Raw genomic sequence first — 18690 nt, 5'->3', positions numbered from 1 at the left:
AATCCACTAGTTCGTTTTTCCATGCCTATCTATCATAAGCTTGGGCAGGTGGCGGCCACGCGCCACACGGTGTTTGAGAAGCCCGGCGGGGGGCTCCATTACGAGCAGCTATTCGGCACGATTGGCTTCGAGGGCATGTCGTCGCTGCTATACCACCTGCGCCCGCCGACGGCGGTGCGGGAGGTGCGGGGCGAAACCGACCTGACGCCCAAAATTTCGGTGGCGAAGAACATCAAGGCTCGGCTGCTAAAAGGCTTTCAGGTGCCGCCGCAGGATGATTACCTAGCGGCTCGCACGCCCGTGCTGGTGAATAGCGACGTGCACATCTCGCTGGCCGCGCCGCGCCACTCGCTCACGGCGTATTTCTATAAAAATGCCGATGCTGATGAGTTGCTGTTCATTCACCGGGGCACCGGGCGGCTGCGTACCCAGTTGGGCAATATTGCCTTTGAACCCGGCGACTATTTGCTGGTACCTAGGGGCATTATTTACCAAATCGAGTTTGATTCGGAGGACAACCGCCTGCTTATCACCGAGTCGTTTCACCCAATTTATACGCCTAAGGGCTACCGCAACCACTTTGGGCAGTTGCTTGAACACGCGCCTTACTCCGAGCGCGACTACAAGCTGCCGACCGACCTAGAAACGCACGACGAAACCGGCGACTTCGTGCTGAAAATCAAGAAGCAAGGCATACTGCACGAGCTGGTGTACCCCTCGCACCCCTTCGACGTGGTGGGCTGGGATGGCTACAACTACCCCTACGGCATGAACATCCGCAACTTTCAGCCGATAACGGGGAAGGTGCACCAGCCGCCGCCCGTGCACCAACAGTTCGAAACCAAGGCCTTCGTGGTGTGCTCGTTTGTGCCGCGGCTCTTCGATTATCATCCGAAGGCCATCCCCGCGCCCTACTATCACTCCAACATCGACTCGGACGAGATGCTGTACTACGTGGACGGGAATTTTATGTCGCGCAACAACATCGAGCAGGGGCATATCACGCTGCACCCCGGCGGCATTCCGCACGGCCCGGCGCCCGGTGCTTACGAGCGCAGCATCGGCAAAACCGGCACCGACGAGTGGGCCGTGATGATTGATACCTTCCGCCCCTTGCAGCTCACGGAAGCCGCGCTCGCCCTCGACGATGGCGCCTACTACAAGTCTTGGCTGGAGCCCGGGCAATAGTATTACCTAGGGCCTTTTTGCCAAGGCCGGGCAGCCAACACATTCACTACTAACTAGAAACCAATTTTAATCAGCCGCGGCTTCCTATGAAACTAGCCACGTATGCCCACGGCGCCATCGGGCGGCTCGCGCTAGTGCACCTAGGTCAGCTCCATGATTTGCAGGCCCTCGATGCGCGGCTGCCCGCCACCATGCGCGAGTTTTTGCAGCGCTGGGACGAGTGCCTGCCGCTGGCGCAGGCCGCCGAGCAACTGTTGCGGCGCACCCCGCGCCCCGGCGTGCCTCTGACCGAAACCCAGCTGCTGGCGCCCGTCAACGAGCCTACTTCTTGCCGCGATGCCTACGCCTTCCGGCAGCACGTGGCCACCGCCCGCCGCAACCGCGGGGTGCCGATGCTGCCCGAGTTTGATGAGTACCCCGTTTTCTACTTCACCAACCACCGTAGCGTGCAAGGACCCGGCCCCGTGCGCTGCATGCCCGACCACTTTCAGAAGCTAGATTTTGAGTTGGAAATAGCCATCGTGGTGTGCCGCCCGGGGCGCAACATCGTGGCGGCCGAGGCCGACGAGTACATCGGCGGGTTCATGATACTGAACGACCTCAGCGCCCGCACCCTGCAACTGGAGGAGATGCTGCTGAACCTAGGGCCAGCCAAAGGCAAGGATTTTTGCACCACGCTCGGCCCCTGGCTGGTCACGCCCGACGAACTGGCGCCTTACCGGGTACCTGCCAAGCCAGGCCATACCGGCCACGCTTACAACCTGCGCATGACCTGCGCCGTGAATGGCCGCCAGGTCAGCGCAGGCAACGTAGCCGATATGGACTGGACTTTTGCCGAACTGCTGGAACGCTGCGCCTACGGCGTAGACCTGCACCCCGGCGACGTAATAGGCAGCGGCACCGTGGGCACTGGCTGCTTTCTAGAGCTCAACGGCACTGGCCGCCTCCAGAACCCGGCCTACCAGGAACAGTGGCTACAAGCCGGCGACGAGGTGAGCATGACCATCGAAGGCCTAGGTACCCTCACTAATACTATGGTGGCCGAAGAAACCACCCACTCCTTATTGGCTCTGAAGAAGCCACGGCCAACTAGCTAGCTCCTTAGCTTATTAGACCTAGGGTGCCGGTCTTGAATTGTGTTTACCACACAGCCAGTGCCTCGGCCACTACTAACTACGGCCACGCTACCCCTGCACCAATTCGGCCACGGCGGCCTCGAAGGTGGCGCGGCGGGCGGCTTGCTGCACTTGGCTGGGCGGGGCGGCGCGCACGGTGCAGTCGGCGATGGGGCAGCGCTCGCAGGTTTCGTTGACGGTGATGAGGGGCAGGGCAGGGTCGGGGAGGAAGGCCACTTGCTGGCGCAAGTTGTCATCGCAGAGCAGGCCAATGGTGACGCTCATGGCGGGCTCGGTGGGCGTGCCCACGCGGGCCAGCGAAAAGCACAGATACTCCTCGGGGGTGCCTAGGTACTGCGAGCGCTGGGCAGCGGCGAGTATCTGCGGGGTACCGGTGAGCGGCAGGTCGCGGCCCTCGGCCAACAGTTGCAGGCTCACCCAGCGGCGGCAGTAGTGCTCGTGCTGCTCGTTGGCGTGGGGATTGTGAAGGCGCGAGAGGTGCAGCTCCTTGGTGAGGCGGTAAGGCACGTCGGCAGTAGCTTGGTCGAAGCGCAGGAAGAACAAGCTATTGAGCCCAAAGTGTTTGGGGAGCAGCGCAGCGAGGCGCTGCATCAGCATCTCGGGGCTCACCTCGTAGCGCGTGAGCAGGGCTAGCAATGTCTCGGGCTGCCAGGTGGGGGCCGCAAACACTTGGCGCAGGTCGCGCACCAGGCTGTCTTCCTCCATCAGCAGCACGCTAGCGAAGTAGGAGGCGCGGAAGTTATTCAGCACCTCTTCAAACGAACGTGGCTCCAGCGGATTGGGGCTGGCGTAGTGCCGCTCTTTCAGCTTCAAGTAATTGAAGCCCAATTCCCGACCTAGGACAAACGCCTGCTGGCCCTGGCTCAGGGTCGGAATCATGAGTAACGTTTTAGTGGCGGGGCGAAACACCGACCGTAGCCGCCCGGCCTGCACCACCGGGTGCCCGGCCAGCGTGGTACGGTCGATGGTGTAGCCGTACTCTCGGGTCAGGATGGCTTCGAGCCGGGCCAAGTCAAAGGGCGGGGTGGCCGCGAGCTGGTGGCTGGCCACGAAGGTGCGCGCATCCTGCTCTAGGTCCTCAAAGTAGTTGTCGTGCATCTCCTTATAGGAGCGCAGCGCGGCCACAAAAAAGTGCTCCTGGCGCAGTTCGTAGTTGCGGGCAATCTCGATGATGGTGCTGATAAAGGCGTTCATCTTGGCCGGCGCGTTGGCAATAAGCTCGAATAGCTGCATCGGCTCCAGGCCGTAGAGCTGCAATGGAAACTCTTGCAGCACCTTCGATTGCAGCAGGTCGGCAATGGGTTCGAGGCGGCGCGGCAGTACGGTAGACGTTAGCTGGTCGTAGCGCACGTCGAGGCACTTGCTCAGGCTCAGTATCTTATCGGCCTTCGGGTACTTTTTGCCCTTCTCAATCTCGTTGAGGTAGCTGATGCTCATATCGCAGGCGCGCGCCAGCTCGGCCGGCGAGAGGCCGCGCTCTTGCCGCAGCTCGCGCAGCTTCAAGCCAAAAATGAGACGGACGACCTGGCCGTGATTTAGCATAAGGGTAGGGGCAATAGGGGTAAAAGTAGGGCAGTTGGGCAGCGCTCACGTGAGCACACCCTAAAAATTTTCAGCTGCCCCAATATGCCCTAGGGCTACTTAAACGGCTTTTTTCTTTCTGCAAAATTAATCCTGAGCGAGCGAATTATAATTGTTAGCGAAAATTCGCTAACAATTATAATTCGCTCGCATACTTTTGCCATCTCAATTCCCACCCACTGCTCTCGTGAGGCCAGGGTGCCCGCCACCCTGGCCTCGCATCAGCTACCACAACATCTCTTTCTTATCCACTTATCCCTTTTCTATGTCAGCTACTGCCAACATCCTGAGTCGCTTGCAGCCCGTAGGCTTCCGCCGCTTGGCCCACGCTCACCTCAATTTGCCGCCCGCCGCGTTGGTTGAGGCAGCTGTGTGCCGCAAAGAGGGTGTGCTCACCGACACGGGCGCGCTGATGGCAGATACCGGGCAGTTCACGGGCCGCTCGCCCAAAGACCGGTTTATCGTGCGCGACGAAAAGACGGCCGATAGCGTGTGGTGGGGCGACATCAACATTCCGTTTGAGGCCGCCAAGTTTGACCAGTTGCATCAGAAGATGGTGGCCTACCTAGAGGATAAGGAGCTGTACGTGCGCGAGGGCTACGCCGGGGCGCACCCAGCCTCGCAGCTCAAGCTGCGCATCGTAAACGAGCTGGCCTGGCACAATCTATTCTGCTACAATATGTTCCTGCGGCCCGAGGAAGGCGCTGATACCAGCTGGGCGGCCGATTTTAGCATTATTTGCGCGCCCAGCTTCGAGGCCGACCCGGCCGTGGATGGGACCCGGCAGAAGAACTTCGCCATTCTCAACTTCACCAAAAAACTGATTCTCATCGGCGGCACCGGCTACGCTGGCGAGATGAAAAAAGGCATTTTCGGCGTACTCAACTACCTGCTGCCCCACGAGCAGGACACGCTGCCCATGCACTGCTCGGCCAACATTGGCTCGCACGGCGATGCGGCAGTGTTCTTCGGCCTCTCGGGTACAGGCAAAACCACGCTCTCCACCGACCCCAATCGCCATCTTGTGGGCGACGACGAGCACGGCTGGCTGCCGGGCGAGGGCGGCATCTTCAACTTCGAGGGCGGCTGCTACGCCAAAGTCATCGACCTAGGTGCTGAGAAAGAACCGGAAATTTGGAACGCCATTAAGTTCGGTAGCATCGTCGAAAACACGCGCTTTGTGCCCGGCACCCGCACCGTGGACTACGCCAATAAGTCGGTGACCGAAAACACCCGCACGGCGTACCCCATCGACTACATTCCCAACATCGCGGTGCCGAGCATCGGGCCGGTGCCCACCAATATCTTCTTCCTCACCGCCGATGCCACCGGTGTGCTGCCGCCCCTGAGCAAGCTCGATAAGAGCCACGCCATGTACCACTTTCTGAGCGGCTACACGGCCAAGGTGGCTGGTACCGAAATGGGTATTCTGGAGCCACAGGCCACGTTTTCGGCCTGCTTCGGGGCAGTGTTTCTGCCGCTTCACCCCACCCGCTACGCCGAGATGTTGGGCCAGAAAATGGACGACCACCCCGTAAACGTGTGGCTCGTAAACACTGGTTGGTCGGGCGGCGGCTACGGCGTAGGCAGCCGCATGAAGTTGAGCTACACCCGCGCCCTCATTACGGCCGCCCTCACCGGCCAGCTCGATGACGTGAAATTCCGTCCGCACCCCGTATTCGGGGTGCAGGTACCCGGCGCGGTACCCGGCATTCCCACCGAATTGCTCGACCCGCGCCGTACCTGGGCCGATAAGAACGCCTACGACAAGGCCGCCAATCAGCTGGCCACTAAGTTTATCACCAACTTCGAGAAGTATGCCGCCGCGGCAAATGAGGAGATATTGGCCGGTGCGCCGGTAGTAGCGCCGGTTGCCGAGGTGCAGGTCGAAGCGCCGGTACTAGTGGCCGCCTAGGTCCGTGCCCATTAGGTGTATGCACCTTACCACCTGGGTTCCTCTCCAACAATGAGAGAGGAGCAGGACGACTTTCGATAAATGCAAAATGGCTTTCAGCAGATGCTGAAAGCCATTTTGCTTAAGTTGCGTTTTTGATAACGAAGTAGTTGTACCTGTTCAGTGCGGCCGTCTGAGTGCGATTGCTTCGCTCCGCTCGCAATGACAGATGCTAGTAGGCAAGCCGGAACGAGTTTCTACACTTTCAGCAACGCCGCTTCTTTGTGCCCGGCCAATTGCTGCCACAACAATATCAGCACGGCTTGAGCAGTGTACTCGATATTCGTTTGGCGCCCGCGGTCGATGTTAATCTGCCGGCTCACGGTGCCGCTCGGGGTGGCGCAGGCGATGCAGATAGTACCCACCGGCTTGAGGGCCGTGCCGCCGCCTGGGCCAGCGATGCCACTGGTGGCTAGAGCCACATCGCACCCTAGGCGGGCGCGGGCGCCTTCAGCCATTTCGCGCACCGTGGCTTCGCTCACGGCACCGTGCTGAGCCAGGGTCTCAGCGTTGACACCTAGGAGGGCTTCTTTGATATCATTATCGTAGGCCACTACGCTGCCGCGGAAGTAGGCCGAGCTACCCGGTACACTCGTGATGCGGGCCGCCACCGCGCCGCCAGTGCAGCTTTCAGCAGTGCCGAGCTGCCAGTTTTTGGTTTTTAAGATTTGGCCGACTACCACTTCGAGCGGCGAGTCTTCTTCAGCGAAAATGTAGCTGCCGATGCGCTCGCGCAGGGCGGGCAGCAGCGCCAACATACGCGAGCGCAGGTCGGGCTGGCCATCGGAGGTGCCGGTGAGGCGCAGGCGCACGCTGCCTAGGCTGGGCAGGTAAGCAAGCTTGATATTGGACGGTAGCGCAGCTTCCCAGTCCTTGATTTTTTCGGCTAGGAAAGACTCACCTAGGCCGGCCGTCATGACGACGATGTGCTCAATAGGAGCGAGGTCAAATTTTTTTTGGAGCTTGGGTAGCACCTCGTCCGTCATGAGGCGCTTCATCTCGAAGGGCACGCCGGGCATGCTGATGAATACGGTGCCCTGGTCTTCTATCCACATGCCAGGGGCGGTGCCGACGGCGTTGTGCAGCACCTCGGTGCCTTCGGGTACCATCGCTTGCTGGCGGTTCACGTCGAGCATGGGGCGGTTGAAGCGCTTGAAGATGTCCTCTACATGGCGCAGCGTAGGCTCGTGCAGCACCAATTCGCGGCCAAAGTAGCGGGCCAGCACGTGCTTAGTCAGGTCGTCTTTGGTGGGACCTAGGCCGCCGGTGGTGAGGATAACTTTGGCGCGCTGGCGGGCTTGGTCGAGGGCGGCCACTATCTCGTCGGCGCGGTCGCTCACGCTCGTAATCTGGCGCACGCGCAGGCCCAGGCGGCCGAGCTGCTGGCCCATAAAGGCCGAGTTGGTATCTACGACCTGCCCGTAGAGTAGCTCGTCGCCGATGGTCATGATTTCAACGTCCATGAGGGGGGATTGCGGAGTTTGGCAAGGTTTTGTAGGCAACTTTGCACAGCGGTGCTTGCAGGACAGCTATACGAGCCGTCTGGTTTTTGAGCCCGCCTTTTTCCTCCTGATTTATATGAAAAATCTCCTACTAGCACTTGCGCTGCTCGCCGCCGTACCGGCCGTAGCACAAACCAAAAAAGCTACCACTACCAAAAAAACAACGACCACTAAAAAAGCCGCTGCCAAACCAGCGGCTAAAACCACGACTACCAAAAAAACTACTACTGCTGCCGTGGCCACTCCGGCCCCCGCGCCCGTAGCGCCGCTTACCGAGGCCGAGGCCAACACCGGCCTTAAGGAGGCTCTGACCACAGGCGTAACTAAAGCCGTAGCCTTCGCCTCCGAAAAAGACGGTTTTAACCTGAACGACGACATCCGCATCCCGTTTCCGGCCGATGCGCAGCTCGTGGCCACTACGCTCAGTGCCCTGCCCGGCCCGCTTGGCAAGGCCGCCGTGGAGCAAGCCACCAACCTCATGAACCGCGCCGCTGAAGTAGCCGCACCCGCCGCTAAGGATATTTTCCTCAACGCCGTGCAGCAGCTCACCCTCACCGACGCCCTCACGCTCGTGACCAGCGGCAACAAAGACGCCGCCACCCAGCTGCTGCGCAAAAACTCGGAAGCTGCGCTGGTGGCTGCCCTACGCCCCAGTATCGTGCAGAGCCTCGACCAAGTGGGGGCCAACGCCGCCTACGCCAAGCTCATCGACCGCTACAACAAAATTCCGCTGATGACGCCGGCCAAAAACAACCTCACCGACTACGTGACGGCTCAAACCGTAGACGGACTCTTCATCTTGCTGGCCCAGCAGGAAGCCAAAATTCGCCAAAATCCGGCCGCGCAAAGCACCGCCATCTTGCAGCGGGTTTTTGGCAAAAAATAACCTAGGTCATGCTTCGCTGCGCGCTGCATGACAGTTCTTGAAAGGGTTAGCAAAAAAGGCCCCGCCACTCAACCGAGTAGCGGGGCCTTTTCGCATTTCAAAAATTCAGCGATTAATAATCGCTGTCGTAGTCGTCGCCACGGCCGCGGCTGCGCGAGCTGCTACCGAAGTCGTCATCCTCATCATCGTTGTCGAGGTCGTCGTCATCGTCGAGGGGGCTGAGGCCGCTGGCGCCGTCGGGGTCTTCGGCAGCTTCGGCAGTCGTGAATTCTTCTTCGGTCATGGCGGCCAGGTCGAGCGCCTCATCGTGCGAGGAGCCGGTGTCGCGCCACATTAGGTAGTCGGCGTATTTGGCCGATAGTTGGTCCTCGCCCGAGCCGCGGGTTTTGGCGCCGCCCGTGCGGGCAAACGTGTCGAGGTTATCGTCGTCGTCGAGGTCGTCGTCGTCCAGATTATCGTACTGTCGCATGGCAAAAAGGGCAGTAGAGAGTGAATAAATAAGGTTTATGTCTTGGCCGCGAAGATACGGGCGAGGCCTGAATAGGGTTTGAGCTAGGTGGTCTTTTTCGGCGCCTGGGCACCTAGCACTTCGCTCATGATGGGTGCTTGGCCGTCTACCGTGCCCCGGCTGCTTAGCACCCGAAAGCGGGCAAATAGTTCCTCGCCGTACCAACCTTCGCGCCGCGTCAGTTGAATGACCTCGCGGTGGCGCACATCGCGGTAGGCATACTGCTGCATGGCTTCGGCCGATTCCCAGACACTAAACGTGGCTTGCCGCACTAGCGGTAGCTCGCCCAGCCCGATGGCCAGTCGCACGCCCGGCGCCTCGGCGAGCGCCCGGCTTGTGGGCTCCACATAGCCCCAAAACCGCGCCGCCCGCCGCAACCGGATGCTGGCTCGCGTGAGTACCGCCACCGGGCTGGCGTCTGGAACCGGCCCTAGGGCGTCAGTCGGGTAGTCAAAGGGATTCAAGCCATTCCAGAGCCCGTGCGAGCGGAGCGGAGCCAATTCGGCCGTCCAGGTTTCGCGGCTGCGGTGCTGGTAATTGGCCCAAAGCGGGTGCGCTGTGAAGAAGGCTGTGGCAGCCTCGGCCGACTCCCAGACCCCTAGGAAGCCGTAGCGGTCGAGGTTAGGCAAGAAGCCGAAGCCATTGGCCGCGCCACTACCTAGCAGCTGAAAAAATTGTAGGCCCGCTACTTTTTTTAACGTGCCAGGCGAGGTACCCATTTGGGACAGGCCCCAGCGCCACTGGCCGGGCTGCAGGGTAAAAATGGTAATGGTCGTAAGCATTCGTTTTGTCTAACCTACTACTCCGGCTCACTTGTTTCATATTCCTCGATTACTTCTTGCCAGAATTCATTTTCCACGTCCGGAATACTGCGCAAGAGCCGTACGGATGCCGCGGCATCGTCCGCCGTTTCGGCTAGTGCGGTGAGTAGGATGGTGAAGTCGAGCAGCGTAGCCGCCACTCGGAGCGGCGTCCAAGTGCCGGCCCCGTGGAAAGAAAAATAGACGGGAAAGCCTGCTTCCTGCTCCAGAAAATCGACGTAAAAAGGGTCATCGAAGTAGTTGGCCGCCACTACATACCACGAAGGCTGAAAATCGCCCGCTTGTTCTCCTATTAGTACTTCGCCGGTAACGGCGTTGTAGCGGTAACCAGCCTGAAATTCAGCGAAGTTGTCGGGTGTGGGATAATGGTCGGGCAAACACATTTTACCGACCTCAATCCCTCGTTCAATAAACACGGCTACTTCCGGCGGAATGGCCATAAGGTCTGAGCTAAGGGCGTGTCTAGAAATTATAAAAAATACCTTATTTGTTTGTCATGCCGAGCCCCGCGAAGTATCTCTACTGCCTTATTGAGCAGCTTTCCAGCGATGCGGTAGAGATGCTCAGTAAGGCAGTAGAGATGCTCAGTAAGGCAGTAGAGATGCTTTGCGGGGCTCAGCATGACCGAATATTGAGATGCTACACACGCTCTTATATTAATGGCAGGACGCCAAAACAGCCACTAGAAATTCTATTAGAATCACCAGTGGCTGTTCGTTATGTTGTAGACCCGCGGTTCGCTTGCGCTTGCAAATCAAAAATTTAACGGCAATCGAAAGCTGACAGCTCAGAAAGCAGTTACACCTTTACTTGGGCGTGCTGGTTTACGTCGTTCGAGTCGCTGCCCTCGCCCGTAGCTACGGCGCGTAGGTAGCCATAGGCGCGCGACAGTACGCCACTCGGCGAGTCCCAATACTCTGCTTTCTCGATTTTGACTTTCAAAATCATGATGTTCGGGTCTTCCTTACCCTTCGGGAACCAGGCGCGCATGTCCTCGGTGTAGAGCTCGGCGATTTTGGCTTCGTCGCGGTAGGCGCTGGCCGTGCCCGATACCGACGCGTACACGTTGTCGCTGGGGTTGGCGTAGCTCAAGTTTACCTGGTTGTCTTGCTTCACTTCATACACCTTGGCCGAGTCCTTATCGGTGAGGAACAGCAGCGAGCCGTCGGCGTCGGGCTTGATGGTAGCCATGGGGCGGCTGTGCAGCTTGTGCTCCTCGTCAAAGGTCGAGAGCATGGCGATACGCACATCCTTAATTTTTTCGAACAGCTTGCCTAGGTCGTGGGTGACGGGCGTTTGAGATTCAGACATGGAAAGAGAATTTTTGAAAGAAGAAATACCGTGGCAGCGCCTAGGGCACCGCCCAGTGGTGGGTTGTGCTTACGGCCGAACTGGTTTCTAGTTTCCCGGTTACTACCTCAGCGGTGGTACTAGGACCAGCGCGGCCGCTATGAATTTTCTGGCTCATTTGTACCTGGCTGGCCCCGACGCCACCGCGCCAGCCTACGCCGACCACCTCCTGGGGCAGTTTATTGCCGACTCGGTGCCCGGCCGCCAGCTTGAGCAATACTTGCCTGGCGTACAGGCTGGTATCAGAATGCACCGGGCCATTGATACCTTCACCGACCAGCACCCCGTAGTGCGCCGCACCACTGCCCGCTTGCGCGAGGCGGGCTATGGCAAGTACGCCGGCGTGGTGTCTGATATGGTATACGACCATTTTCTGGCGCGCCACTTCGAGGAGTATTCCTGCGAAGCCCTAGGGGAGTTTACCCAGCGCGTGTATGCTGTGCTGGCCAGCCGGGCCGCCGAGTTTCCGGCCCCGGTGCAGCGGTTTTTTCCGTACCTAGTGCAGCAAAACTGGCTGCTTGGCTACGCCGAAATCGCGGGCATTACCCGCGCCTTGCAGGGCCTGAGCCGCCGGGCCTCGCCGGGCTCGGGTATGGAAACGGCGGGCGAGGAGCTACGCCGCCACTACGCCGCTTATGAGGCTGATTTTCGGGTATTCTTCCCCGAATTGCTGGCATTTGTCAAAGCTGGCCCATCTTCGCCCTAGCCAAAATCGGCCAACGGCCGGCCATTCTTACGTATAGCCGCCTGGTGGCCCTAGGTTAGCCTTGTTTAGCTTTTCTTCGAACACCCTCTTTTTCTTTCATCATCCCTAATTTCCCGATGAGCGACACCCCCACGGAATACGCCTTTGGCATGATTGGCCTGGGCACAATGGGCCGCAACCTGCTACTGAATATGGCCGACCACGGCTTCGCGGTAGCCGGCTACGACAAGAGCCAAAAGCAGATTGACCTGCTCGGCCAGGAAGGCAAAGACAAGCCCGTGAAGGGTTTTAGCGACCCTGCCGAGTTTGTAAAAAGCATCAAAACGCCCCGCGCCATTATGATGCTGGTGCCTGCGGGGGCCATCGTGGATAGCGTAATTGCCGAAATGACGCCGCTGCTCAGCCCCGGCGATATCCTCATCGACGGCGGCAACTCGTACTACACCGACACCACGCGCCGCGACAAAGAGCTGAGCGATAAGGGGCTGCATTTCTTTGGCATGGGTGTGAGCGGCGGCGAAGAAGGCGCCCGCTTTGGTCCCAGCATGATGCCCGGCGGCGACGCCGAAGCATACAAGGTGATGGAGCCGGTGTTCGACGCCATCGCGGCTAAAGTGAACGGCGAGCCCTGCGTGGCCTACATGGGCCCCGGCGCAGCTGGCCACTTTGTGAAAATGGTGCACAACGGCATCGAGTACGGCCTGATGGAGCTGATTGCCGAAACCTACGGTGTGCTTAAAACCGGCCTAGGTCTCGACGACGCGGCTATTGGCGAGGTATTCACCAAGTGGAACGACGGTCGCCTTAAGTCCTTCCTACTGGATATTACGAAGGACATTTTCGCCTTCAAAAACCCCGACAGCGACCACCTGCTGCTCAACGACATCAAGGACGAAGCCCGCGCCAAAGGCACCGGCAAGTGGACCTCTCAGGTGGCGATGGACATTCAGGCGCCCATCCCGACCGTGGACACGGCTGTGTCGATGCGTGACCTGTCTAAGTATAAGCAATTGCGCGAGCAGCTAGGGCAGCAGTACCAGCCCGCCGCGGGGCAGCTGGCCGGCGACAAAGACGAGCTCCTAGGTCAGCTAGAGCAGGCGTTTTACTTCAGCATGGTCATTACCTACGCTCAGGGCATGCACATGCTGAGCCGGGCGTCGGAAGAGTTCAAGTACGACTTGAAGCTGGCCACCATTGCCCGCATCTGGCGCGGCGGCTGCATCATCCGGTCTGAGTTCTTGAATGATATTTATAACGCCTACAAAGGCGATAACAAATTGGCGCACTTGCTGCTAGATGGCGCGGTGCAGAAACTGGTGCAAGAGTCGGCTGGCGGTGCGCGGGCCGTGGCAGTGGCCGCCATCGCGGCTGGGCTGCCGGTGCCAGCTTACACGTCGGCCATCGGCTACTTCGATGCTTTCCGCACGGGCCGTCTGCCATCGAACCTCATTCAGGCCCAGCGCGACTACTTCGGCGCGCACACCTACGAGCTTATTGGCAAAGAAGGTACCTTCCACACCCAGTGGACGGGCCTGCGCAGCACGCCCGAGGCCCCGGCCGGCGAGCAAGCCAACCAAAAGCCCCCCGTGCCGAAAGAGTAGGAAAGGCGCTCGAAAATCGTCTGTCATTGCGAGCGCAGCGAAGCAATCGCATCAGCACGGTTTGCCGGTTCTCGTACTACCGTCTCGTCTTGGTGCGATTGCTTCGCTGCGCTCGCAATGACAGACGATTTTTAAGCACCAACTCAACATGAATACCAATATAAAATCGCAGCCGACCATTTTCGTCATCTTTGGCGGCACCGGCGACCTGAACGCCCGCAAGCTGGCGCCGGCGCTGTACAACCTGTACCTCGAAGGCTGGCTGCCCGAGCAGTTTGCCCTCATCGGCACGGGCCGCACCAAGCTCTCGGATGACGACTTCCGCGAGCGGATGCTGAAGGATATCAACGAGTTTTCGCGCAGCGGCGAGGCCAAGGAAGACAAATGGCAGGGCTTTGTGCCCAACGTGTACTACCAGGCCGCCGACGTGCAAAACGCCGATACCTACCAGGAATTTGCTAACCGCATCAAGCAGCTGGAAGAGGAATGGAAAACGGAGGCCAATGTCATCTACTACTTGGCCGTAGCACCTAATTTCTTCCCGGTTATTGCCGAGAACCTCTCCAAGGCCGGCCTAACCACCGACGTTGAGCGCACGCGCATTGTTATCGAAAAGCCTTTTGGCCATGACCTAGAGTCGGCCAAGGAGCTGAATAAGCTGCTGGGCTGCATTTTCCAGGAAAAGCAGATTTACCGCATCGACCACTACCTCGGCAAGGAGACAGTGCAGAACATCATGGCTTTCCGCTTTGCGAACGCCATCATGGAGCCGCTCTGGAACCGCAACAACATCGAGCACGTGCAGATTTCGGTGACCGAGCAGCTGGGTGTGGGCGAGCGCACAGGTTACTATGATGGCTCGGGCGCCTTGCGCGACATGATTCAGAACCACTTGCTGCAACTGCTGTGCATCGTGGCCATGGAGCCGCCCGTGAACTTCACGGCCGAGGAAGTGCGCGACCGCAAGGTGGATGTGCTGCGCGCCATGCGCCGCTTCACGCCTGACTCGGTGCGCGACTCGGCGGTGCGCGGCCAGTATGGCCCCGGCTGGATAGAGGGCGAGAAAGTGCCCGGCTACCGCGAGGAGCCCGGCGCCAACCCCGAATCGAACACCGAAACCTTCGCTGCTGTGAAGTTTTTCGTAGACAACTGGCGGTGGCAGGGTGTGCCGTTTTACCTGCGCACCGGCAAGCGCCTGCACCGCTCGGCCTCCATCATCACCATCCAGTTTAAGGATGTGCCGCACTCCATCTTTCCGCCCGAAATGGCGGATACGATGCGCAAGAACCGGCTGGTTATCAGTATTCAGCCCGAGATGAGCATTCGCCTGCAAGTGCAAGCCAAGCGCCCCGGCGTGGACATGGTGCTCAACACCGTGGACATGGTATTCGACTACAAAGGCACCTATGTGGCGCAGGCCCCCGAGGCCTACGAAACCCTGCTGCTCGACGTGATGCTCGGCGACCAAACGCTGTTTATGCGCGCCGACCAAGTGGAAGAGGCTTGGGACTTAGTAATGCCGATTTTGAACGCGTGGCAGAACCGCGCGAGCCAGAACTTCCCCAACTATTCGGCCGACTCGTGGGGTCCCGAAGTGGCCGAGGCACTCGTGGCCAAGGACGGGTTTCACTGGTTCACCATTCCGCTCAGCAGCAAAAAATAAGCGACCTAGGGAATAGGAATGGCCGCAGATACCGGCTGTGGGTAGTTACTTGCCCTTGCTCCACTCACCCAGCTTTCTTGTTCCCTAGTTCTTTTTCCTATGGATTTGCATATTCTTTCGACGCCCGACGACGTATTAACTGCTCTGGCCGAGTACTTTGTAGACCGGGCCGCGCAAGCTATTGAGCGCCGCGGACGGTTTGCGGTGGCCTTGTCGGGCGGCAGCTCGCCCAAGAAGCTCTACGAACTGCTAGCCTCGCCCACCTACCGCGAGCGCGTGCAGTGGGAGCAAACGTATTTCTTCTTTGGCGATGAGCGCAACGTGCCCCAGACCTCGCCCGACAGCAACTACCTGATGGCGAAAAAGGCTCTGCTCGACCCCCTAGGGGTGCGCCCCAGCCAGATATTCGACGTCGATACCGAGCTAAAGCCCGCCGAAGCTGCCGCGCAATACTGCGTGGACATTGAAGAGTTTTTTGGGGAGAAAAAAGCCAAATTCGACCTCGTGCTTCTGGGCTTGGGCGACAATGCGCACACGGCCTCGCTGTTTCCGCACACGCCCGTACTGCACGATAAAACGGTGGGCGTGAAGGAGGTATGGCTGCCCGAGCAGCAGGTATACCGCATCACCTTCACGGCGCCGCTCATCAACCAGGCGCGCGCCGTAGCCTTCTTGGTGTATGGCGCCGGCAAGGCCGAAGCCGTGCAGCAAATATTAGAGCACGACCGCGACATCGAGCAGTACCCAGCGCAGCTCATTGAGCCTAGTAGCGGCGAGCTAGCGTGGTTCTTGGACGAAGCCGCTGCTAAGAACTTGCAGCGCAGCGCCTAGCACTACGGCAGGCCCTAGGTAGACGAATCCGCAGCCCTGATTAAGAAGGCTCCCCGTGTCATGCGGGGAGCCTTTTTTAGTGGGAATTAACAGACAAATAGGGTAGCAGCGGAGTTTAGACGCGACTGAGCAGCAAGACACGTGCTAGTGAGTTCGCGTATAGATGCACGGTGCTGATGCTCAGCAGCACGTCTTGTAGTTAATTGTGTATTAACTCGAAGCCATCTAACCCGCCCTTCCTATCTCGATGAAACCTAACACGCTCGATACGTTTTACAGCGCCTCCCAGCCCCGGACCGTGCCGCCGCCAGATATAGCGCAGGCCGTGGGGCATTTCAACGTGTTCCGGCTGTCCGATTTCATGCCTCGCACCAGCGAGCAGCCCCCGATGACGTTCAACCGGCGGGCCTATCACAAAATAACGCTTTGCCGGGGGCGCAGCCGGGTGGAGTACGCCGACCGGGCCCCGCACGACGGACCGAATACCTTGTTTCTGGTGACGCCCCGCGTGCCTTACCGTTGGCTGCCGCTGACCGAAACGCCCGAGGGGTATTTCTGCATTTTCAACGAGGCCTTCTTGCTGCCCGCTCGGGCGGGAGGCGTAGTCCTGGATGAACTACCCATTTTTCAGCCCACGGCCTACCCGGTGTGGGAAGTGAGCGAGGCCGACTGCGCGGCCGTGGAAGCTATTTTCCAGAAGATGGAGCAGGAAATCAAGTCCACCTATGCCTACAAGTACGACCTCCTGCGCACGTACTTGTGGGAGCTGATACACCTGGTGCAAAAGCTACAGCCGGCCCCGGCCTTGCTGGCTACCCACAGTGCGGCCGAGCGGGTGGCGACCCAGTTTGCCGACTTGCTAGAGCAGCAGTTTCCGCGCACGAGCCCGCAGCCACCACTGCGCTTGCGCACGGCCACCGACTACGCCAACCAGCTGGCGGTGCACGTCAACCACCTTAACCGCGTGCTCAAGGAAACGACTGGCCAAACCACTACGGCGCTAATCAGCAGCCGCTTGATACAGGAAGCCAAAATATTGCTCAAGCAAACTAACTGGACCATCTCCGAAATTGGCGATAGCCTTGGTTTTGCCGATGTAGCGCACTTCTGCACGTTTTTCAAACGGCAGGTAACCCAGACGCCGGGCGACTTCCGAAGTATGGCCGCGTTTGAAATCTAAAGAAGATGGTTTGACTGGCAAAGTCTGCCCGCTGAACCCTAGCCGGACCTTTGTGGGGTACTCCTGCTCCGCCATTCGGAGGAGGCTAACCACATCGGAAACATGGAAAACAAGAAAATAGCGCTGGTAACTGGCGGCAACAAAGGCATCGGCCTGGAGATAGTGCGGGGCCTGCTGCGGGTGGGCTGCCGGGTGTACCTAGGGGCACGCGATGCTGCCAATGGCCAGCAAGCCGTAGCCGCTCTAGCGGCTGAAGGCGATGTAGTAGCCATCGACCTGGACCTGAACAACCAAGCCTCTCTCGACGCGGCCGCGGCCCGGCTGCAGCGCGAGGTGGGCCACCTAGATATTCTGGTTAATAACGCCGGTATCAACGTTCCCGGCGACGGCTCAGCCAGTGCGGTTGCTGTGAGCAGCGTCGAGCAGGCGCTGAAAACTAATTTCTTAGGTACGCTGGCCGTCACCCAAACGCTGTTGCCCCTCGTCAAGCAGGCCGCCGCGGGGCGGATTGTTAACGTATCCAGTCCGTTGGGCTCGCTCACGCTAGTTGGGCAGCATGATTGGGGACTGCTCGGCTACTCCGCCTCGAAAGCGGCGCTGAACATGCTCACCGTGAAGCTAGCCTATGAGCTGCGCGATACGGCCATCAAAGTAAATTCGGCTAACCCCGGCTACACGGCCACCGACCTCAACGGCTTTGCTGGCACCGACACCCCCGAACAGGGTGCCGCCGAAGCTATCCGGCTGGCCCTGCTGCCGGCAGATGGCCCCACCGGCACCGCCTCCTCAACAGACGGCCCCACGCCCTGGTAAGCGCTAGCGCTGCCGTTACCTAACCCCGCTGTAGCCCTAGCGAGGGCGACCTAGCAGCAGCCTGTGCGACTACTATCAAAAATGAAGGCCCCAATGAGACGCTCCATGCTAGTGCAATGGAAGCGCCTCACTGGGGCCTTGTTGTAGGAATAGCCAACTAGCGCCTGCTCAAGACGATTGCTTTGGCAAAAAGCACCTAGGGCAGTTCCGCAAAGTCGCTCGCGGGCCGGGCGGCTTCGCCAGGCTTCAGCGCCATGGGCTGGCCGCCTTGCACCACAATGGCCGCCTTGGCAAGACCTAGGAACAGCCCGTGCTCTACCACGCCGGGAATTTGCTCGAGCTGTCGGGCCAGGCGCTCGGGGTCGGCTATCTGGCCGAAGTGGCAGTCTACGATGTTGTTGCGCTGGTCGGTGAGGTAGTCGGCGGTGGGGTCGCCTACGGCGGGGCGCACTACGGGCGCGCCGCCCAGCTTATCTACTGCATCGAGCACCCAGGGCAGGGTGAAGGGCACCACCTCCAGCGGCAGCGGAAAGCGGCCGAGCGTGGGCACCAGCTTAGAAGAGTCGGCTATCACGAGCAGATAGTCAGAAGCGGTTTCCAGCGTTTTTTCGCGCAGCAAGGCGCCGCCGCCGCCCTTGATGAGGCGCAGCTGGTAGTCGAGCTCATCGGCTCCGTCCACGGCTAGGTCAAAGCGCAGACCGCGCTGGGGTTCGAGCAGCGGGATGCCCAGCTGGCGCGCCAGTGCCTCGCTGGCCAGTGATGTAGCCGTGCCCTGCACCTTCAGGCCATTTTGCACCGCCACGCCGAGCTGCTTGATAAACTGGGCCGAAGTGCTGCCAGTGCCCAAGCCCAGTATCATGCCATCGCGCACCCAGCGCAAGGCGGCGGCGGCGGCAAGCTGTTTTTCCTGGTCTTGCAGGGTGGGGGCTGGGGCAGTGGGCAACGACATGAGCAACGAAGCTAAAAGTGA

Annotated in this window: 17 protein-coding genes; 10 read left to right on the top strand and 7 right to left on the bottom strand. The window is 59.6% G+C overall.

Annotated elements, in window-relative coordinates; genetic code table 11:
• Nucleotides 1-21: 21 nt before the first annotated feature.
• A complete protein-coding gene (locus FNT36_RS01810; protein ID WP_144843485.1) occupies nt 22-1188 on the top strand; it encodes a homogentisate 1,2-dioxygenase in 1167 nt (388 codons plus the stop codon).
• A gap of 86 nt (nt 1189-1274) precedes the next feature.
• The gene (locus FNT36_RS01805) at nt 1275-2285 is read left to right on the top strand and encodes a fumarylacetoacetate hydrolase family protein (RefSeq protein ID WP_144843482.1); all 1011 of its coding nucleotides are present in this window, start codon (nt 1275-1277) and stop codon (nt 2283-2285) included.
• A gap of 87 nt (nt 2286-2372) precedes the next feature.
• Here the strand turns inward: FNT36_RS01805 and FNT36_RS01800 are convergent, their stop codons facing one another.
• A complete protein-coding gene (locus FNT36_RS01800) occupies nt 2373-3866 on the bottom strand; it encodes a helix-turn-helix domain-containing protein (RefSeq protein WP_144843479.1) in 1494 nt (497 codons plus the stop codon).
• Nucleotides 3867-4170: 304 nt separating this feature from the next.
• Between FNT36_RS01800 and pckA the strand changes: the two genes are divergently transcribed.
• Nucleotides 4171-5820 (top strand): phosphoenolpyruvate carboxykinase (ATP), encoded by a 1650-nt coding sequence (pckA, locus tag FNT36_RS01795; protein WP_144843476.1) that lies wholly within the window; start codon nt 4171-4173, stop codon nt 5818-5820.
• 236 nt (nt 5821-6056) lie between these two features.
• Here pckA and FNT36_RS01790 read toward each other — a convergent pair whose 3' ends face one another.
• Nucleotides 6057-7322 (bottom strand): competence/damage-inducible protein A, encoded by a 1266-nt coding sequence (locus FNT36_RS01790; protein WP_144843473.1) that lies wholly within the window; start codon nt 7320-7322, stop codon nt 6057-6059.
• 115 nt (nt 7323-7437) lie between these two features.
• Here FNT36_RS01790 and FNT36_RS01785 point away from each other — a divergent pair, with 115 nt between their 5' ends.
• Nucleotides 7438-8247 carry a DUF4197 domain-containing protein gene (locus FNT36_RS01785; RefSeq protein WP_233635601.1) on the top strand — a complete coding sequence of 270 codons (810 nt, stop codon included), beginning with the start codon at nt 7438-7440 and terminating at the stop codon, nt 8245-8247.
• 112 nt (nt 8248-8359) lie between these two features.
• On the opposite strand, the gene FNT36_RS01780 is transcribed toward FNT36_RS01785, so the two are convergent.
• From FNT36_RS01780 to FNT36_RS01765, 4 genes are all read right to left on the bottom strand, one after another.
• Nucleotides 8360-8716, bottom strand: a complete 357-nt coding sequence (locus FNT36_RS01780) for a hypothetical protein (protein WP_144843467.1) — start codon at nt 8714-8716, stop codon at nt 8360-8362.
• A gap of 83 nt (nt 8717-8799) precedes the next feature.
• Nucleotides 8800-9537 (bottom strand): spheroidene monooxygenase, encoded by a 738-nt coding sequence (locus FNT36_RS01775; RefSeq protein WP_144843464.1) that lies wholly within the window; start codon nt 9535-9537, stop codon nt 8800-8802.
• Nucleotides 9538-9554: 17 nt separating this feature from the next.
• Complete coding sequence (locus FNT36_RS01770) at nt 9555-10016, bottom strand: hypothetical protein (protein ID WP_144843461.1); 462 nt, start codon at nt 10014-10016, stop codon at nt 9555-9557.
• 358 nt (nt 10017-10374) lie between these two features.
• Complete coding sequence (locus FNT36_RS01765; RefSeq protein ID WP_144843458.1) at nt 10375-10887, bottom strand: pyridoxamine 5'-phosphate oxidase family protein; 513 nt, start codon at nt 10885-10887, stop codon at nt 10375-10377.
• 139 nt (nt 10888-11026) lie between these two features.
• On the opposite strand from FNT36_RS01765, the gene FNT36_RS01760 reads away from it, so the two are divergent.
• From FNT36_RS01760 to FNT36_RS01735, 6 genes are all read left to right on the top strand, one after another.
• Complete coding sequence (locus FNT36_RS01760) at nt 11027-11632, top strand: acyl carrier protein phosphodiesterase (RefSeq protein WP_144843455.1); 606 nt, start codon at nt 11027-11029, stop codon at nt 11630-11632.
• A gap of 116 nt (nt 11633-11748) precedes the next feature.
• Nucleotides 11749-13233, top strand: a complete 1485-nt coding sequence (gene gndA / locus FNT36_RS01755; RefSeq protein WP_144843452.1) for an NADP-dependent phosphogluconate dehydrogenase — start codon at nt 11749-11751, stop codon at nt 13231-13233.
• Nucleotides 13234-13381: 148 nt separating this feature from the next.
• Nucleotides 13382-14896, top strand: a complete 1515-nt coding sequence (gene zwf / locus FNT36_RS01750; RefSeq protein WP_144843448.1) for a glucose-6-phosphate dehydrogenase — start codon at nt 13382-13384, stop codon at nt 14894-14896.
• A 99-nt stretch (nt 14897-14995) separates the two neighbouring features.
• Complete coding sequence (gene pgl / locus FNT36_RS01745; protein ID WP_144843445.1) at nt 14996-15727, top strand: 6-phosphogluconolactonase; 732 nt, start codon at nt 14996-14998, stop codon at nt 15725-15727.
• A 247-nt stretch (nt 15728-15974) separates the two neighbouring features.
• Nucleotides 15975-16907 carry a helix-turn-helix domain-containing protein gene (locus tag FNT36_RS01740; protein ID WP_144843442.1) on the top strand — a complete coding sequence of 311 codons (933 nt, stop codon included), beginning with the start codon at nt 15975-15977 and terminating at the stop codon, nt 16905-16907.
• 102 nt (nt 16908-17009) lie between these two features.
• Nucleotides 17010-17720 carry an SDR family oxidoreductase gene (locus FNT36_RS01735; protein WP_144843439.1) on the top strand — a complete coding sequence of 237 codons (711 nt, stop codon included), beginning with the start codon at nt 17010-17012 and terminating at the stop codon, nt 17718-17720.
• Between the two features lie 196 nt (nt 17721-17916).
• On the opposite strand, the gene rpiA is transcribed toward FNT36_RS01735, so the two are convergent.
• Nucleotides 17917-18669, bottom strand: coding sequence for a ribose-5-phosphate isomerase RpiA (rpiA, locus tag FNT36_RS01730; protein ID WP_144843435.1), 753 nt, complete (start codon nt 18667-18669; stop codon nt 17917-17919).
• Nucleotides 18670-18690: the final 21 nt, after the last annotated feature.

This window comes from Hymenobacter setariae (assembly GCF_007713685.1).
GTDB classification, from domain to species: domain Bacteria; phylum Bacteroidota; class Bacteroidia; order Cytophagales; family Hymenobacteraceae; genus Hymenobacter; species Hymenobacter setariae.
Note: the sequence above shows the minus strand (reverse complement) of the source record. Positions and strands in the feature narration are given on the sequence as shown.

Excerpts from the sequence above, each read along its gene's own strand:
- FNT36_RS01810 (WP_144843485.1), top strand. The coding sequence starts at position 22 with ATGCCTATCTATCATAAGCTTGGGCAGGTGGCGGCCACGCGCCACACG.
- FNT36_RS01805 (WP_144843482.1), top strand. The coding sequence starts at position 1,275 with ATGAAACTAGCCACGTATGCCCACGGCGCCATCGGGCGGCTCGCGCTA.
- FNT36_RS01800 (WP_144843479.1), bottom strand. The coding sequence starts at position 3,866 with ATGCTAAATCACGGCCAGGTCGTCCGTCTCATTTTTGGCTTGAAGCTG.
- pckA (WP_144843476.1), top strand. The coding sequence starts at position 4,171 with ATGTCAGCTACTGCCAACATCCTGAGTCGCTTGCAGCCCGTAGGCTTC.
- FNT36_RS01790 (WP_144843473.1), bottom strand. The coding sequence starts at position 7,322 with ATGGACGTTGAAATCATGACCATCGGCGACGAGCTACTCTACGGGCAG.
- FNT36_RS01785 (WP_233635601.1), top strand. The coding sequence starts at position 7,438 with ATGAAAAATCTCCTACTAGCACTTGCGCTGCTCGCCGCCGTACCGGCC.
- FNT36_RS01780 (WP_144843467.1), bottom strand. The coding sequence starts at position 8,716 with ATGCGACAGTACGATAATCTGGACGACGACGACCTCGACGACGACGAT.
- FNT36_RS01775 (WP_144843464.1), bottom strand. The coding sequence starts at position 9,537 with ATGCTTACGACCATTACCATTTTTACCCTGCAGCCCGGCCAGTGGCGC.
- FNT36_RS01770 (WP_144843461.1), bottom strand. The coding sequence starts at position 10,016 with ATGGCCATTCCGCCGGAAGTAGCCGTGTTTATTGAACGAGGGATTGAG.
- FNT36_RS01765 (WP_144843458.1), bottom strand. The coding sequence starts at position 10,887 with ATGTCTGAATCTCAAACGCCCGTCACCCACGACCTAGGCAAGCTGTTC.
- FNT36_RS01760 (WP_144843455.1), top strand. The coding sequence starts at position 11,027 with ATGAATTTTCTGGCTCATTTGTACCTGGCTGGCCCCGACGCCACCGCG.
- gndA (WP_144843452.1), top strand. The coding sequence starts at position 11,749 with ATGAGCGACACCCCCACGGAATACGCCTTTGGCATGATTGGCCTGGGC.
- zwf (WP_144843448.1), top strand. The coding sequence starts at position 13,382 with ATGAATACCAATATAAAATCGCAGCCGACCATTTTCGTCATCTTTGGC.
- pgl (WP_144843445.1), top strand. The coding sequence starts at position 14,996 with ATGGATTTGCATATTCTTTCGACGCCCGACGACGTATTAACTGCTCTG.
- FNT36_RS01740 (WP_144843442.1), top strand. The coding sequence starts at position 15,975 with ATGAAACCTAACACGCTCGATACGTTTTACAGCGCCTCCCAGCCCCGG.
- FNT36_RS01735 (WP_144843439.1), top strand. The coding sequence starts at position 17,010 with ATGGAAAACAAGAAAATAGCGCTGGTAACTGGCGGCAACAAAGGCATC.
- rpiA (WP_144843435.1), bottom strand. The coding sequence starts at position 18,669 with ATGTCGTTGCCCACTGCCCCAGCCCCCACCCTGCAAGACCAGGAAAAA.